This is a genomic window from Roseovarius sp. BRH_c41, assembly GCF_000961715.1.
GTDB lineage: Bacteria > Pseudomonadota > Alphaproteobacteria > Rhodobacterales > Rhodobacteraceae > Roseovarius.
In genome coordinates this window covers 196971-212558 of the sequence record NZ_LADY01000064.1, presented here as the reverse complement: position 1 = coordinate 212558, position 15588 = coordinate 196971, and the positions used below count along the sequence as shown (strand labels likewise).

The following is a 15588-nucleotide window of genomic DNA, read 5'->3' as shown; positions in this document are numbered from 1 at the left end:
GTTACAACATGTGTCATGCTCTTGACCTTTCTCGCCCGGATGTCAGGCGTAGTTCTTCTTTCTCGACATCTTGCCGATGCCCGGGTTCATGGAATTGGTGGGGTCGACGGATTTGTAGAATTCGGCCAGATCTGGTTTGGCTTTGTAGAGATGTCCGACATTGTGTTCGGCCGGGTATTCGGCACCGCGCGCGGAAAGCAAATCAAGCATCCTGGCCTTCAGCGCTTTCACATCCACGCCCTTGCGCACGATGTAATCCTGATGCAGGACGTGGCACATGAAATGGCCGTAGTAGAGCCGGTGTACCAATTGGTCGCTGATGTCTGCTGGTAGCTCTTCGAGCCATGCGCGCTCGTTACGCTTGAGGGCGATATCCAACGCAAGGATGTCTTCGACCTCTGAGGCATGCACGTTTTGATAACGGATGGCGGCCCCGGCCGCGGCAAAGCGATGAAGCCCGGCAATCTTGCCTTCGCGGGGCGTGCAGATAAAGAAATCTGCCTCGATTCCGCTAAAGGCCTCGTTCAAATAGGCTTCGGTTTCGGCGATCCCGTCGTCACGGGTCTTGATGATCAGGTGATGTTCGAACCGGTCACGAAATTCCGTCATCTTTTTGGGCAGGATATTTGGCCAGACGGCGCTTAATCCCTGCATGAACTTGTCGGTGAACCCCCGCAGGAGTGGGATCTTGTTCAACCGAGCGTCCACTGCACCCTTCATGGCAAAAAACATCGGCAGTTTGTCGGTGCCAAGTTTGTCGATCATGACCATTGTGTCTTTGCCGTATTTGGTCGTGATGTCGAATACTTCGCGGTGCATGTACTCCGCGCTGACTGGCAAGGTATCGAACTTGGCCAACATATGGCGACGCAGTTCAGTCAGATCAGCGGGATCGTTGGTGCCGACATAGAACACCTGTTCGCGGTCGTTCTTGGGAAAGGTATCCAGACGCACCGCAAACACGGCCAGTTTTCCCGCACAGCCCGCACTTTCATGCAGGCAGCGTTTGTCGGCGTTGAACCGCGCAGGCGTATCTGCCTCGATCTCACGCACAATGCGTGCATATTCAGTGTCAGAGGCGTGATTATTCGTCGATTCAAAATCAGCATCGGCGATGTCACCGTTCTCTACGCGGCACAGGATATCTTCGGGATCGTCACCCAGTGTCAGGCCCAGATGATTGACCAGGTTCAGCGCGCCGTTCTCGTCAATTTGCGCAAAGAGCGACAGCTCGGTATAGGATGGCCCCCGCTCGATCAGCGAACCGCCTGAGTTGTTGCAAACACCGCCAACGATCGAGGCACCGATGCAAGACGAGCCGATCACTGAATGGGGCTGACGGTTCAACGGTGCCAACAGCTTTTCCAATGCGAACAAGGTAGAGCCTGGCAGGGCCAGAACTTGCTTGCCGCCCTTCAAGAGATGCAGCCCATCCATGCGTCGCGTATTGATCAGAACAACGTCACGATCATACCTGCCACTGGGTGTGCTGCCTTCTGTCAGGCCGGTGTTGGCGGCCTGCATGATGACGATCTTATCCGCCGCCACGCAGGCCTGAAGAACACGCCATTGCTCCACCAATGTCCCCGGTTGCACCACGCAAAGCGCATCCCCTTGCCCCGACCGGAACCCCTTGCGGAACCGTTCGGTTTTCTTGTCGCCGCTCAGCAGGTGCCGCGCGCCGACAATGTCACGCAGTTGAGCGAGAAGATCATGATTGGTCATTTTCATTCTCCTTTATGCGACAGGGTTCAGTAAGCGACAGAGGGCAACCACGTAGCTAAGGCGGGCCAAAGGAAGACAAGCGCCAGGCCGGTCAGCTGGAGCAGCACGAAGGGCACCACACCGCGGTAGATATGCAGCAGGCTGATTTCCTTGGGTGCGACGCCTTTGAGGTAGAACAGCGCGAAACCAACAGGCGGAGTCAGGAACGAGGTCTGCAGGGTCACCGCAACAAGGATCACAAACCAAACCAGAGAAGGTTCATCAATCACCCCAAAGCCCGGTATGTCCATACCCAGACCATTCACGATCGGGCGCATCAGCGGCAGCACGATCAGGGTGATTTCGATCCAATCGAGCACAAAGCCCAGCAGGAAAACAACGAACAGGATGAAGACGATCGTGCCCGTCGGTCCAAAGCCGGTAGAGTCAATCATGTGCGCGATGAGTTCATCTCCGCCAAGCTCGCGCAGCACGTAGGAAAAGACCGTGGCACCAAGGAAGATCGCGAAAATGTAAGCGGTTGTGTTGAATGTCGACACCAACACATTGACCAACTTCTTCAGCGTCAACCTGCGGTAGCCCAGCGCCAGCAACGTCGCGCCCAATGCGCCGATGCCAGAGGCCTCGGTGGGGGTTGCAAGGCCGACAAAGATGGAGCCGAGGACAGCAAGGATCAGGCCCAGTGTCGGGATCACCGCAATCAGCACCGCTTTGACAGCGTCCCAGTCAGGGGTCTTGGCACCTACGGGCACCGGGGCCACATCAGGTTTGATCAGCGCGATGATAAAGATGTAGACTAGGTACAGAGCACCCACGATCACACCGGGAAAGACCGCCGCCATAAACAGATCACCGACAGACAAGGCCATCTGATCGGCCATGATCACAAGCATGATCGACGGCGGGATCAAGATGCCCAATGTACCGGACGCGGCAACAACACCAGACGCCAATGTGGGGGAATATTTTTGCTCCATCATGGACGGCAGCGACAGGACACCCAGCAGAACAACGGAGGCACCGATGATGCCGGTTGAAGCGGCAAGGATAATGCCGATCATGGTTACCGTAATGGCCAGACCACCGCGGGTCTTGCCAAACAGACGCTGCATCGCAGTCATCAGCTTTTCAGCGACACCGGATTGGTCCAGCATCAGACCCATAAAGATGAACATCGGCAAGGCGACCAGAACCGCGTTGGACATGGTCGCATAGACCCGGTTCACGACTGCGCCCAAGGTCAGGTAATCCAGACCTGTCAGCGTCTCGTCGAGACCGGTCCAATTCATCGACCCATTGTCAAACAGATAGGCCAGACCACAGAAGGCCACGCCAACCCCGGCCAGAATCCAGGCCACCGGATAGCCGGTGAACAACAGGGCGATAAACGTCATGAACATCGCGATCACAAGCTTTTCTTCGGTGGCCTCAACCACAAAGGTCAGAGCAGTGGCAACCACCGCAAAGCCCAGCAAAGCCAGAACAATCAGGCGCAAACCCTTGCCAACGCGCTCGTGTTCGTAATTGGCCCAAAGCGCGTGTCCGTCATGGATCAGACGGGCCAGAGCACCCAACGCCAGAAGAACAAAGGACATCGGAATAACCGCCTTGAGCGCCCAACGTGCCGGAAGACCGGTGGGGCTGCTGGAGCGTTCGTTGACCCGCAGGCTTTCGTAAAAATAATCAAAGCCCTGATCAATCATCAGATAGATGAACGGCGTGAGCAGGGTCAGAATGCCAATGACTTCGATAACCCTTTGGGCACGGCGGCTGAGTTGCATGTGCAGCAAGTCGACACGCACGTGGCCGTCGGTGACCAGCGCGTAAGAGATACCGACCATCGTGACCAATCCGTAGAAATGCCACTGAATTTCGTCAAGTTTGGGAAAGTTCTGATTGGCCAGATAGCGAAACAGCACCTGTGCAACAATCGCGGTGATCAGTAGAATGTTGGCCCACATCACCACGTGACCGACAAGCTTGACAGTCTTGTCCAGCCCGACTGCCACTGCCTGGGTATCCGTTTCGGGATGCTCCAGAATGTCTTCGTAGGTTTGGATCGGATCGTCGTTCCGTGAATTTTGGTTGACCATGGCCACCTCCCGATGCCTGCGACGCTATGCGCCCAGACTTAGAATTCTGAGAAAATAGAGATGAAGAATGGGGTTGGGTGGCGACATCTGCTGCCACCCAAACATTGACTACGCTTACTTGCGGGGCAAGAAGGCGTTCTCTTTCCAGGTCTGATAGCCGTCACGGAATTCGGTCATGTCGGCCAGAACCTTCGCAAAGAACGGATCTGCTGCGGCTTCTTCGGCGGCAACTTCATCCCAGGTAGCGCGGAACGTGTCGAGCATCTCAGGCGACCACTGTTTGATGATCACGCCATTGTTCTCGACGTTGTCTTTCATCACGTCGAACTGAATGGCTTCACCTTCGGCAAAGCTGTCTGTCATGGAGCCGCGGCAGGCGTTCTCAATGATCGCCTGATGCTGCCCGGATGCTTCGTTCCAGACGTCCTTGTTGATCAACAGCTCAAACACGGTGGCCTGTTGGTGCCAGCCAGGGAAGTAGTTGTACTTGACCAGCTTGTGAAAGCCCAAACGTGCGTCGATGGCAGGCATCGAGAATTCGGTCGCGTCGATGGCACCTTTTTCCAGCGCCGGGAAGATTTCGCCGCCGGGCAAAAGAGATGTCGCAACGCCCAATTTCTGCATGACTTTGCCACCCAGACCAAAGAAGCGCATCTTCAGACCTTGCAGGTCTTCAGGCGTGTTGATTTCCTTGGAAAACCAGCCCGATGTTTCGGGGGCGATGATCGCGCAAGGCAGCACTTTGACGTTGAAGCCCGCCTGATCATACATCTCTTGGTACAGCGTCATGCCGTTGCCGTAATAGAGCCACGCCATGTACTCGCCCGCTTCAGGGCCAAACGGCACAGCCGAAAACATGGGTGCAGCGGGGATTTTACCAGCCCAGTAGCCAGCCGTGGTGTAGCCAGAGTTTATCTTGCCGGAAGAAACGGCGTCCAGAATTTCAAACGGCGGAACCAATTTGTCGGGCTCATACACTTTCATTTTCAGCGTACCGCCTGACATCAGGTCCAGCTGTTCAGCAACGCGCGGGATCGGCGAACCCAGGCCCGGCAACGCGGTCGAGAACGCGATGGGTGTCTTCAAAAGGATCTTGTCGGCGGCCAATGTGGCCGTTGCGGACAGCAACGTGGCTGCAACAGCAAGACTGGTTACGATGGTTTTCATGAAAGGTCTCCTCCTTAGGCAAAGCATGCCGTTTTCAGTTATGGCGGAGCCGCTTTCGATGAGACTGTGCATCAACTTCTCCCCCGGTCGATGGAGTGGTTCACTATCTTTACCACTTAGCCAAGTCAATCATTTTGTGAACCACTCCATAAAACTTTTCGTGATCATTCATGAAAAAGTACCACCAGAACAGCGCAAAATTTGAGCGAACTCCACCTGATGATTTACAAATTTAATATTTGTAACAACATATTAGATTTCACTCCACGCCTCGCCGTCGGAGGGAGGGAAGAAAATTCCCACCTGACATCAAGTGGTCTATTTAATTTACCATATAGAGCGCCTACATCTCACGTAGGGTCGAGAAATTTTTGCAGTGATTCTGCGGCCGGTAAATGTTAAAAGCCAACGAGCAGAGGATATGGGGATGATGCAGACCACAGTTTTTGAACATGTTGATCACACATCAATTGTCGATACGATCGTGACACAGATCGAAACGTTTATTCTGAACGGTGTCTTGCGGGATGGCGGGCGCCTGCCATCCGAGCGCGATCTGGCCGAACAAATGGGCGTGTCACGGCCCAAGGTTCGCGAAGCGCTCAAGCAACTTGAAGACAGTGGTTTGATAAATGTGCGCCACGGCGAAGGGGCGTTCATCGCTCCGCTGGTGGGTTCGGCCATGTCACCCGCATTGATCAACCTTTATTCCCGCCATCAGGAGGCATTTGGGTCCTACCTGGAATTCCGTGCCGCACAGGAGAGCTTCGCCGCAGGCTTGGCTGCAACCCGCGCAACCAAATCGGACAAAGAAATCCTGTCCAGAGTCATGGACCAGCTGGAGGCCGCGCATTCGGCCAACGATATGCAAGCGTCTCAGGATGCCGATATTGCGTTTCATTCTGCTGTCATTGATGCGAGCCACAACTCGCTCCTGGTCCATACGATGTCGTCCATCTACGCGCTGACCAAACAGAACCTTTTTTACCACCGATCATTCCTTCGCTCCATCGACGGAACAGGCGATCAGTTGCATGCACAGCATCGCGAAATATTTGAAGCGATACACTCTGGCATCCCCGAACGGGCCTCAAAAGCGGCGCGAGATCATATCGAGTTCGTTCAATGGTCATACCTCGAAGAGCAATCGCGCGCGCAGAGAGAGCAGGTTTCGAACCGCCGCCTTGCGCTGCTATGAGCCGGGGCGCGTAAACGTCATCCCTGAAGTCACCATAGGCGCGCGTGTGTGCCTGTGAATATCGGTTTTCTGACCGGCATTACCGCAAGCCGACCCTGATCCCGCCCCAAGCCTGTCGGCCACACCTTCGAAGACCTGAGGCTAGCTCTTTTGGTGTACATGCGGAAAGTGTGAGACGTGCTCGCTCAAACAAGTCGCACCTGTATCCAATCATCAGAATCGCCGAACACCCGACAAAACGCGCCAGAAGGCGATTTTGAGTTGTGCACATAATGCACAAGACGCCCACCAACTCGTTGAATTTACATACGAACCAGTCCAATCCATTACGGGGCAGGCTCAAAACCCTCTTTAAACGGCGGCTTATGTTGGCATTGCAGACATCAGTGCAGGGTGCAGCATTCGGTAGTTTGGGCTCAAACCGGGCCTTCGCTGTGCGATCCACGAAGGTCTGCTTCGGTCTCGACGGAAAGATCCGGTGTCATACCTGAAAGACCGATCTGTCATTTTTCATCCGAGACGCAACCTTCTGCCTCTGTTTGGCTGTTGCGCAGTGCATTCTGTCGCAAGGCATGGGCTTTCGGCAGCTTTGTGCGCGCACCCCGGTCGATAGTTCGGCCAGACCATGCAAGACCAGACCTTGCAAGAGAGGTGTCGCATGTCCTTTGCTTTTGACCACGAGGGCAGTTTCTATCAGCCGAGGCTGATTGCGGGGGCGCGCGCGTGGCAATCCGGCTGTGACCGAGAAAATCTTTGGTCCGGTTGCCACGTTCGAGAGTTTTGCGAGCGAAGAAGAGGCGATGGACCTTGCCCGTCACCCGACTTACGGTCTCTGTGCGGGCGTGTTCACGCGGGATTTGTCGCGGGCCATGCGGGTGACGCCGCGGCTGGAGGCCGGGACCGTCTGGATCAACCGCTATGGCCGTTCGCGCGGCCTATCTTGCCAATCGCCGAGTGAAATCGGTTCTGATCGACCTGTGACCTGCCAAGGAGGCTGACATGACGACCTATAATCTTGCCCTGATCCCCGGTGACGGTATCGGCGTTGACGTGACCGAGGCCGCGATGCGGGTCATGGTGGCGGCGGGTGCGCGCTTTGGCTTTGACCTCAAGTCTGAAACCTTGCCGTGGTCCTGTGCCTATTACCACGAGACCGGGGCGATGATGCCCGAGAATGGCATTGCCTATCTGCGCGGCTTTGATGCGATTTATCTGGGGGCGGTTGGCTGGCCGCTGAGCGTGCCCGATGCAGTGTCGTTGCATGGTCTGTTGCTGCCCATCCGCAAGGCGTTCAACCAATATGCCAATATCCGACCGCACCGCCTTTTGGCGGGGGTCGAGGGGCCGTTGCGCACGGACGGCTTTGATATCCTGTGTATCCGCGAGAACACCGAAGGCGAATATGCCGGGGCCGGGGGCCGGGTGCATCATGGGATGCAGAATGAGGTGGCGGTCGAAACTTCGGTCTTTACCCGTGCCGGGGTGGAGCGCATCCTGCGGTTCGGGTTCGAGCAGGCGCAGGCGCGGCGCAAGCACCTGACCTCGGTGACGAAATCCAATGCGCAGAAATATTCGATGGTGTTCTGGGATGAGGTGACGCGCGAACTGGCCGCTGATTATCCTGATGTGACGGTCAACCATATGCATATTGACGCAATGGCGGCCAAGATGGTGATGGCGCCGCAGGATCTTGACGTGGTCGTCGCCTCGAACCTCTTTGGCGATATTCTGACCGATCTGGGGGCGGCCATTCAGGGCGGGCTTGGCTTTGCGGCCTCGGCCAATATCAACCCGGACCGCAGCGCGCCTTCGATGTTCGAGCCGGTGCATGGATCAGCCCCGGACATTGCGGGCAAGAACATCGCCAATCCGATTGCCGCGATCTGGTCCGGGGTGATGATGCTGGAGCATCTGGGCGAGGCGGCGGCGGCAGAGGCTGTTCTGACGGCTGTCGAGGCGGTCACGGGGCAGGGAATCGGCACGCGTCCCGGCAAGAACACGACGGAAGAGATCACCACAGCGGTGATGGCCGCATTGGAGGTCTGAGATCGGCGCGGCCCTGACAGAAAAATCAAAGAAGGGCTTGCACTCTGATGGCGCGGGGCGCGATTTAAGGGAATGTTTACCTAAATGCAGGGCCAGCACGCCGAATGGGTTATGGAACTGTGGCGGGATCCGCCTCTGTCGGTGATGGGCAGGTTCCGCTGCCCCCTGTGTGAAGCCAGCGAAGAAGGGCAGATGACGAGTCCTGCGTCCAAAAAACAGCCGCGAAGCCGCGACCCCGAGCGCACCAAGGCGCAACTGACCGAGTCGGCGATGCGTGAGTTTGCCGATCATGGGTTTCACGGCGCACGGGTGGACCGGATCACCCGGTCGGTGGGATGCAACCCCCGGCTGCTGTATCACTACTTTGGCAGCAAGGAAAAACTCTATGTCTCGGTGATCGAGTATATCTTTGAGGATATCCGGGCGCAGGAGCGGGAATTGGAGCTGTCGCGGCTGGAGCCCTTGGCCGCGATGCGCCGTTTGGTCGAATTCACATATGATTTCTTCGACAGCAATCCCCTCTTCGTCAAGATTCTCCGCAATGAGAACCTGTTGGAGGGGCGCTTCATCGTCGAGACCGAGGTGGTGCGGATCAGCTCTCAGCCGCTGATTGACGCGATCAGCCGGATCATCGCGCGGGGGCTGGCGCAGGGCGTGTTCCGGCATGGCTATGACGCGCTTCAGATCTATATCACCATCGTCGCGCTCAGCGCGCATCACCTCAACAACGGCCATACGTTGACCGCGATTTTCGGTGTTGACCTGCTCAGCCCCGAATGGCGTTCGAAGCGACGGGCGCATGCCGTGTCGCTCGTGCTCAACGCGCTGACGGGCGGCGAATCGCGGCAGGGCTGATGCGGCGATTTTGTCCCGAACCGGCCCGAGGCATTCGTCGAGCCAGCAGAGCACGCGCGTCCAGATTGCGCTATTTTTACCTGCGAGCGCCTTTGGGAGTGCTGAAAATTTAGGCGCTGCACGGCTAATTCATAAAATACTTACTTAACCATCTTCTCAGATGTCACCGCGAGCGATTTCGTGGGGCCATGAACATGACCTCTGACATATCCGCCCAGGCGATGCCCCTTTCCACGACGCCTCCGGCGTCGACAGGCGGCCCCGTCCATGCGCGCCCCGCCCTCGAGTTGCAGGACGCCTCTGTGGTGTTCGGCAGTGGGCCGCAGGCCGTGACCGCCCTGTCGCCCACGACCTTGCGGATGGACCGAGGCGATTTTCTGGCGCTCGTCGGTCCGTCGGGCTGTGGCAAATCCACCATTCTGCGGCTCGCGAGCAGCCTTATCCAGCCGTCTTCTGGCAATATCCTGTTGGGCGGACGCGAGGCGGCGGCCAAGGAATTGCGCATCGGCATGGCGTTCCAGAACCCGACCATGCTGCCGTGGTTGACCATCGAAAAGAACGTGATGTTGCCGCTCAAGATTGTGGAGCCGTTCAAGCGCAGTTTTCAGCGGGATCGCAAGGGGGCCTATCGCGACCGGGTTCATGCGCTCTTGGCGCAGGTGGGGCTCAAGGATTTTGCCGGGCATTTCCCATGGCAGTTGTCGGGCGGCATGTTGCAACGCGCAAACCTGTGTCGTGCGCTGATCCATGACCCTGATCTGCTCTTGCTGGACGAGCCGTTTGGCGCGCTGGACCAGTTCACCCGCGAAGAATTGTGGCAGATCCTTCAGGATCTCTATCTGGATCGCAAACCAACCGTGCTGCTGGTGACGCATGATCTGCGCGAGGCCGGGTTTCTGGCCCGCCGCATCTGCGTGATGAGTGCGCGGCCCGGCCGGGTCATCTCGGACAAGCCGGTGACCCTGCCACAGCCGCGCGACATCGGTGTGATCTACAGCCCCGAATTCGTCGAGATGACCCAAGGTCTGCGGGCGTTGATCGCCCAGATCCGCAAATGAACCCGCGCGTGGAAATGAGGTCATGCCATGACTGAAGCGACCAGAATACGGATGATGTCCCTGAGCCTGATCGTGGGGTTTTTCCTGGTGTGGGAGGGGCTCTGCATCCTCCTGAATGTCTCGGACCTGATCCTGCCGCGACCCTCCGAAATCCTCGTGACCTTGTGGACCCGGTTTCCGGTGCTTTGGCCGCATATCCTTCAGACGCTTTACTCGACCCTCACCGGGTTCACACTGGGGGTGATCATCGGGGTCTCCATCGGGGTGATGATTGGCACCTCTCGCGTCGCTTACGGGGTTGCCTACCCGCTTTTGGTCGGGTTTTCCTCCATCCCCAAGGTCGCGGTGGTGCCGATCTTCGTGCTGTGGTTCGGGTCAGGCACGACCCCTGCCATTCTGACGGCAATGGTGATCTGCGTCTTTCCCATCGTGGTCAATATCTCGACCGGCCTCGCCACGACCGAGCCGGATCTGGAAGACGTGCTCAAGACGCTGGGGGCCTCCAAGAGAGAAATCCTGTGGAATGTCGGATTGCCCCGCACGATGCCCTATTTCTTTGCCTCGCTGAAGGTCGCGATCACCCTGTCCTTTGTGGGCGCGGTGTTGTCCGAGACCGTTGCGTCGAACCGGGGCATCGGCAACGTGATGATGACCGCCTCCTCGAATTTTCAGGTGTCGCTTGTGTTTGCCGGGCTGATCGTTCTCGCCCTGATGGGGGTCGCACTCTATGCGTTCTTCTCCTTTCTCGAAAGCCGGGTCACCGGCTGGGCCACACGCGGCACTGACATTGCCGTCACCTGAAAAACGCCTGTCATACACCCTGCGAAAGAAGGAACAAACCAATGAAGATTGCCGTCTTTTCTGCTGCACTCGCGCTCTTGACCGGGCTGTCCCCGGCATGGGCCGAGGCCATTGATATCCGCTTTACCCTAGGCTGGAAAACCCAAGGTTCGGATGCGCCCTTTTTGCTGGCCCTGAGCAAAGGGTATTTCGCGGAGGAGGGTCTGACTGTGACGATTGATCAGGGCGAAGGCTCTGCCGCCACGGTGACCCGGATCATGGGCGGTGCCTATGACGCCGGGTTTGGCGATATCAACGCGATCATCCAGAACGCGGCGCAACGCCCCGGTGAGGCGCCTGTGATGGTCTATCAACTCTGGAACCGCCCGCCCTTTGCCATCGTGACCCCCAAGACATCCGGGATCGAGACACCCGCCGATTTCGTCGGGCGCAAGCTGGGAGGGGCACAAGGCACGCCGACGACCCGGCTATTTCCGGTCTTTGCAGAGCTGAACGGCATTGATCTGGCCAGCGTCGCTCAGGAAAACATGGCCCCCAACCTGCAGGAACCGATGTTGATCCGGGGCGATATCGACGGGGCCTTTGTGTTCACGATCACCAGTTGGTTCAACCTGATTGCCAACCGTCAGGACCCGGCCAACGATTACAACTGGTTCAAGTTCGAGGATTACGGCATGGATCTCTATTCCAACGGACTGATGGTCTCGCGCGCGCTGCTTGCGGATAATCCCGAGGCGGTTGCGGGGCTTGTGCGCGCCGTCAACCGCGCCACGCTCGAGATTGCCAAGGATCAGGATGCGGCGATGGAGGCGGTGATGGCCTTTGACAACCTCGTCGATCAGGACAACGAGCGCGCGCGGCTGAATTTTGCCCTGACCAATCTGATGAACGCCCCTGAAACGGACCGTATCGGCATGGGGGATCTCGTGGACGAACGCCTGACCCGCTCGATCGAGATCGTGGCCAAAGGCTATGGGCTCGAGCGCCTGCCGGAAGCCTCCGAGATCTTTGACCGCTCGTTCCTGCCGCCGGTGGGCGAGCGCGCCTTTGCTGTCGAGATCATGAACTGATCGCCCCGCGCGCCGGGTGGGTATCCCCGCCTTGGCGCGCATTCGCCTGCCCGGATTGATCCATGCACGCCACTCAGACGCTGATCCGCGGCGGCCTTGTTCTGGTCGAGAACGCGCAGTTCGCCCCGGTCTCGCTGGTGATTGAGGAGGGGCGCGTCGTTGCGGTTATCGACGGCGATGGTCCCGACGATCTGCCCACCCTTGACGCCACCGGGCGTATCGTCATTCCCGGTCTGGTCAATGGTCACACCCATTCGCACGGAGCGCTGGGCCGGGGCGGCGTGCCGGAAGACGCCACGCTTGAGACCTTTCTCGCGGGGGGGGCCGCGCTCAACGGCAACCGCCACAGCGACGATCTGCGCCTCAGCGCAGAGCTGTCGGCGGTCGAGATGATCCGCAAGGGCTGCACCGCCTGTTTCGACCTCAGCGTGGAATTGCCCGGTCCTTCTGTTGCCGGCATCCATGCCGTGGCCGAGGCCTATCATAACGCAGGTTTACGGGCCGTGGTGGCCCCGATGATCTCGGACCGTACGATCTATCAGGCGTTGCCCGGACTTCTGGACGCCTTTGCGCCATCGCAACGCGCCGCCTTGGCCGCCATCAGCCTGCCACGGTGGCAAGAGACCCTCGCGATTTGCACAGAGGCCTTTGCCCGCTGGCCGGTCCCGCGCGACCGCGTCAAGCCGGGACTTGGCCCCGCCATCCCCCTGCATTGCTCAGATGCGTTCCTGACCGCCTGTGCCGCCACGGCGCAGGCCGCTGATCTCTGCCTCCAGACCCATCTGGCCGAAACGCAGATGCAGCAGGTCGCGGCCCATCAGCGCTATGGCACCAGCCTGACTGCGCATCTGGACAGGCTGGGCCTGATTTCACCGCGCTTCAGCGGGGCGCATGGTGTCTGGCTCGATCCCCATGAGGCCGCGCTTCTGGCCTCGCATGGGGCTGGGATCGTGCACAATCCGCTGAGCAACCTGCGGCTTGGCTCGGGCATCGCCCCGCTGCATGCGCTGAGGTCTGCGGGCGTCACGCTGGGCGTGGGCACCGATGCCGCCAACACCTCGGATGCGCAAAACATGTTCGAGGCGCTGCGTCTGGCCACAACCCTCAGCCGGACCTCGTCGGCCCCACCCGAGCATTGGATCGGTCCAACGGAGGCGTTCCGCATGGCCACCGAAGGCAGCGCGCGCATTCTGGGTCTTGACCGCGTGGGACGTATCGCGCCCGGTTGGGCCGCCGACCTGCTGTTTCTCGACCGGAGCTATTGCCATTACGTGCCGCTGCGGGATCCCCTGTCACAGATCGTCTTTGCCGAAACCGGGGCTGCCCTGCGCGAAGTGATGATTGCGGGCGCTCTGGTCTTTGCCGACAACCGCGTGTTGACCCTTGACGAAGCGAGTCTTGCCGAGCGCGCCGGTCGCGCGGCGACCCGGCTTGACGCTGCCAATCACGATGCAAGACAAATGGCAGAGGCCGCCGCCCTGATCGTGCGCAGTTTCTGCCGCAGCGCCTGCGCCCGACACCCCCATTCCCATCCCCTGTGAGGACCGCATGACCCAGATTCCTGACCCTCTGACCGCCGCCAAGGCCCTCGTCGAATCCTACTTAGAACTGTCGATGATCCCCGATCCCGTCGCCGCCTCTGCCTATCTCAGCGAGGGGTTCGAGCTGGTGTTTACCGGCGGGCGCAGGTTTTCCGGCCCGGCCCAGAGTGCGGCCTTCAATGCCAAACGCTACGCGTGGGTCAAGAAACGCTTTTTGCGCACCGACGCGGCCCTCGACCCGGACACCGGCGATGTGCATGTCTACAACACCGGCTATCTCTACGGTGAATGGCACGACGGAACCGCGTTTGAAACCAACCGCTATATGGACAAATTCATCGTGCGCGATGGCAAGCTGATCCGCACCGATGTCTGGAATGACAGCGCCGAGATGCTTTTGGCCAAGGCTGGGCTGGCCGAGGCGGAGCTGTGACCATGACAGCGCATCACAACCGCTACGACTATGTGCCGATCACGGAGCGCGCCGCGTATACATGGCCGGGCGGCGCACGCCTTGCGGTCTACATCGGGCTCAACCTCGAACATTTTGCGTTTGGTGAGGGGCTGGGTGCCGAACTTGCGCCCGGTGGCCCACAGCCCGACGTGCTCAATTACGCATGGCGCGATTATGGCAACCGGGTTGGTGCGTGGCGGATGCGCGATCTGTTTGATGCGCTCGATATGCCCGTCAGCCTGCTCGCCAACAGCGCCATGTATGCCTATGCCCCTGACCTGATGGCCGCCTTTCGCGCGCGGGGCGACGAGGTGCTTGGCCATGGCCGCACCAATTCCGAACGTCAGAGCGTCATGGACCCCACCGCAGAGGCGGCCTTGATCGCCGAGGCCACCGCCACCATCACGCAGGCCGAAGGCAAAGCGCCCCAAGGCTGGCTGTCTCCGTGGATCGCCGAGAGCCTCGTCACCCCCGACCTGCTGCAAGAGGCGGGCTATGGCTACACTCTTAATTGGTGCATGGACGATCAACCGATCTGGATGCGGACCCGCGCCGGCCGTCTTCTCTCGATCCCCTATCCGCAAGAGGTCAACGACATCCCGTCGATCGTCGCGCGCAAGGATGGTGCGGCGGCGTTTGCGGATATGATCATCGACAATTTCGACGAGATGCTGGAGCAATCCCACGCCCAGCCCCTTGTCATGGGCGTGGCCCTGCATCCCTACCTTGTCGGTCAGCCCTATCGCCTGCGCCACCTGCGGCGCGCCCTGCGCCATATCACCGCCCATCGGGACCAGATCTGGCTCACTCAGGCTGGTGCAATCCACAGCTATTGCCGGGATGAGATCCCCGACCTGATTGCCTGAGACTGCCGACCGTCCCCGATCTGCCGACGCGGGTGTTGTAAAAGGGGTCGCAAAAGAGATCACGCCGACAGGGGGGCGGCATTAGATTGAGGGCGGGGCAGGTCCGGGCCTGCCCGCTGTCGTGGCGAGAGGCAATGAAAGTTTCGGACGGATGAAGAGGCTCGGTCTTGATGCGACGGATATTCGCATTCTCACGGCGATTCAGAAGCATGGGCAACTGAGCAAGAACAGACTGGCCGAGATTGCCAATATCTCGCCCACGCCCTGCTGGGCGCGTTTGGACCGGCTCAAGGCTGCCGGGTTCGTCCGCGGCTATCACGCCGATCTCGTTCTGGATAAAATCTGTGACTTTACCGAAGTGGTGGTCACGGCCTCTTTGACCCATCATCGCAAATCGGATTTCGACCGGTTCGAGAGCTTTGTCAGGGGGCAGGACGAGATCACCGAATGTATCGCCACAGGCGGTGGCATGGACTATGTGATGCGCGTTATCTGCGCCAATCTCACGGCGTTCCAGACCTTGATGGAGGCCATGCTGGCGGCTGAGTTGGGGATTGACCGCTATATGACCTATATCGCCACGCGCCGGGTCAAATCCAGCCAACCCAACCTCTCGCATCTGACCGCCAGAATCGGCAAATGACGCTCTGCGCCTGAGCAGTCTGTTTGAGGCCCGCAAAATAGTCTGATCGGTCTGAGTCTTGCATGTTTTCA

General features: G+C 58.9%; 14 protein-coding genes. 11 read left to right on the top strand and 3 right to left on the bottom strand.

The window, feature by feature from the left end; genetic code table 11:
* Positions 1–42 precede the first annotated feature (42 nt).
* From dld to VR71_RS21015, 3 genes are all read right to left on the bottom strand, one after another.
* A complete protein-coding gene (dld, locus tag VR71_RS21025) occupies positions 43–1725 on the bottom strand; it encodes a D-lactate dehydrogenase (protein ID WP_045686426.1) in 1683 nt (560 codons plus the stop codon).
* 26 nt (positions 1726–1751) lie between these two features.
* Complete coding sequence (locus VR71_RS21020; protein ID WP_045686425.1) at positions 1752–3818, bottom strand: TRAP transporter large permease subunit; 2067 nt, start codon at positions 3816–3818, stop codon at positions 1752–1754.
* A 114-nt stretch (positions 3819–3932) separates the two neighbouring features.
* On the bottom strand, positions 3933–4985 hold the full coding sequence (locus VR71_RS21015; protein WP_045686424.1) for a TRAP transporter substrate-binding protein: 1053 nt from the start codon (positions 4983–4985) through the stop codon (positions 3933–3935).
* A gap of 427 nt (positions 4986–5412) precedes the next feature.
* Here VR71_RS21015 and VR71_RS21010 point away from each other — a divergent pair, with 427 nt between their 5' ends.
* The 11 genes from VR71_RS21010 (at position 5413) to VR71_RS20960 (ending at position 15517) form a co-directional block, all read left to right on the top strand.
* Complete coding sequence (locus tag VR71_RS21010) at positions 5413–6183, top strand: FadR/GntR family transcriptional regulator (protein WP_045686450.1); 771 nt, start codon at positions 5413–5415, stop codon at positions 6181–6183.
* 737 nt (positions 6184–6920) lie between these two features.
* A complete protein-coding gene (locus VR71_RS21005) occupies positions 6921–7181 on the top strand; it encodes an aldehyde dehydrogenase family protein (protein ID WP_254656365.1) in 261 nt (86 codons plus the stop codon).
* A 1-nt stretch (position 7182) separates the two neighbouring features.
* The gene (locus tag VR71_RS21000) at positions 7183–8229 is read left to right on the top strand and encodes a tartrate dehydrogenase (RefSeq protein WP_045686423.1); all 1047 of its coding nucleotides are present in this window, start codon (positions 7183–7185) and stop codon (positions 8227–8229) included.
* Between the two features lie 192 nt (positions 8230–8421).
* Positions 8422–9084, top strand: a complete 663-nt coding sequence (locus VR71_RS20995) for a TetR/AcrR family transcriptional regulator (RefSeq protein ID WP_045686449.1) — start codon at positions 8422–8424, stop codon at positions 9082–9084.
* Positions 9085–9278: 194 nt separating this feature from the next.
* The gene (locus VR71_RS20990) at positions 9279–10142 is read left to right on the top strand and encodes an ABC transporter ATP-binding protein (RefSeq protein WP_296430716.1); all 864 of its coding nucleotides are present in this window, start codon (positions 9279–9281) and stop codon (positions 10140–10142) included.
* 27 nt (positions 10143–10169) lie between these two features.
* Positions 10170–10943, top strand: coding sequence for an ABC transporter permease (locus VR71_RS20985; RefSeq protein ID WP_045686422.1), 774 nt, complete (start codon positions 10170–10172; stop codon positions 10941–10943).
* Between the two features lie 41 nt (positions 10944–10984).
* Complete coding sequence (locus VR71_RS20980; RefSeq protein WP_045686421.1) at positions 10985–12013, top strand: ABC transporter substrate-binding protein; 1029 nt, start codon at positions 10985–10987, stop codon at positions 12011–12013.
* Between the two features lie 62 nt (positions 12014–12075).
* Entirely contained in the window at positions 12076–13554 is a 1479-nt protein-coding gene (locus VR71_RS20975; protein WP_045686420.1) for an amidohydrolase family protein, read from the top strand.
* 7 nt (positions 13555–13561) lie between these two features.
* On the top strand, positions 13562–13987 hold the full coding sequence (locus tag VR71_RS20970; protein ID WP_045686419.1) for a nuclear transport factor 2 family protein: 426 nt from the start codon (positions 13562–13564) through the stop codon (positions 13985–13987).
* A gap of 2 nt (positions 13988–13989) precedes the next feature.
* Positions 13990–14874 (top strand): polysaccharide deacetylase family protein, encoded by an 885-nt coding sequence (locus VR71_RS20965; protein WP_045686418.1) that lies wholly within the window; start codon positions 13990–13992, stop codon positions 14872–14874.
* A 151-nt stretch (positions 14875–15025) separates the two neighbouring features.
* Positions 15026–15517: an Lrp/AsnC family transcriptional regulator gene (locus tag VR71_RS20960; RefSeq protein ID WP_045686417.1), complete on the top strand. Its 492-nt coding sequence runs from the start codon at positions 15026–15028 to the stop codon at positions 15515–15517.
* Positions 15518–15588: the final 71 nt, after the last annotated feature.

Excerpts from the sequence above, each read along its gene's own strand:
- dld (WP_045686426.1), bottom strand. The coding sequence starts at position 1,725 with ATGACCAATCATGATCTTCTCGCTCAACTGCGTGACATTGTCGGCGCG.
- VR71_RS21020 (WP_045686425.1), bottom strand. The coding sequence starts at position 3,818 with ATGGTCAACCAAAATTCACGGAACGACGATCCGATCCAAACCTACGAA.
- VR71_RS21015 (WP_045686424.1), bottom strand. The coding sequence starts at position 4,985 with ATGAAAACCATCGTAACCAGTCTTGCTGTTGCAGCCACGTTGCTGTCC.
- VR71_RS21010 (WP_045686450.1), top strand. The coding sequence starts at position 5,413 with ATGATGCAGACCACAGTTTTTGAACATGTTGATCACACATCAATTGTC.
- VR71_RS21000 (WP_045686423.1), top strand. The coding sequence starts at position 7,183 with ATGACGACCTATAATCTTGCCCTGATCCCCGGTGACGGTATCGGCGTT.
- VR71_RS20995 (WP_045686449.1), top strand. The coding sequence starts at position 8,422 with ATGACGAGTCCTGCGTCCAAAAAACAGCCGCGAAGCCGCGACCCCGAG.
- VR71_RS20990 (WP_296430716.1), top strand. The coding sequence starts at position 9,279 with ATGACCTCTGACATATCCGCCCAGGCGATGCCCCTTTCCACGACGCCT.
- VR71_RS20985 (WP_045686422.1), top strand. The coding sequence starts at position 10,170 with ATGACTGAAGCGACCAGAATACGGATGATGTCCCTGAGCCTGATCGTG.
- VR71_RS20980 (WP_045686421.1), top strand. The coding sequence starts at position 10,985 with ATGAAGATTGCCGTCTTTTCTGCTGCACTCGCGCTCTTGACCGGGCTG.
- VR71_RS20975 (WP_045686420.1), top strand. The coding sequence starts at position 12,076 with ATGCACGCCACTCAGACGCTGATCCGCGGCGGCCTTGTTCTGGTCGAG.
- VR71_RS20970 (WP_045686419.1), top strand. The coding sequence starts at position 13,562 with ATGACCCAGATTCCTGACCCTCTGACCGCCGCCAAGGCCCTCGTCGAA.
- VR71_RS20965 (WP_045686418.1), top strand. The coding sequence starts at position 13,990 with ATGACAGCGCATCACAACCGCTACGACTATGTGCCGATCACGGAGCGC.
- VR71_RS20960 (WP_045686417.1), top strand. The coding sequence starts at position 15,026 with ATGAAGAGGCTCGGTCTTGATGCGACGGATATTCGCATTCTCACGGCG.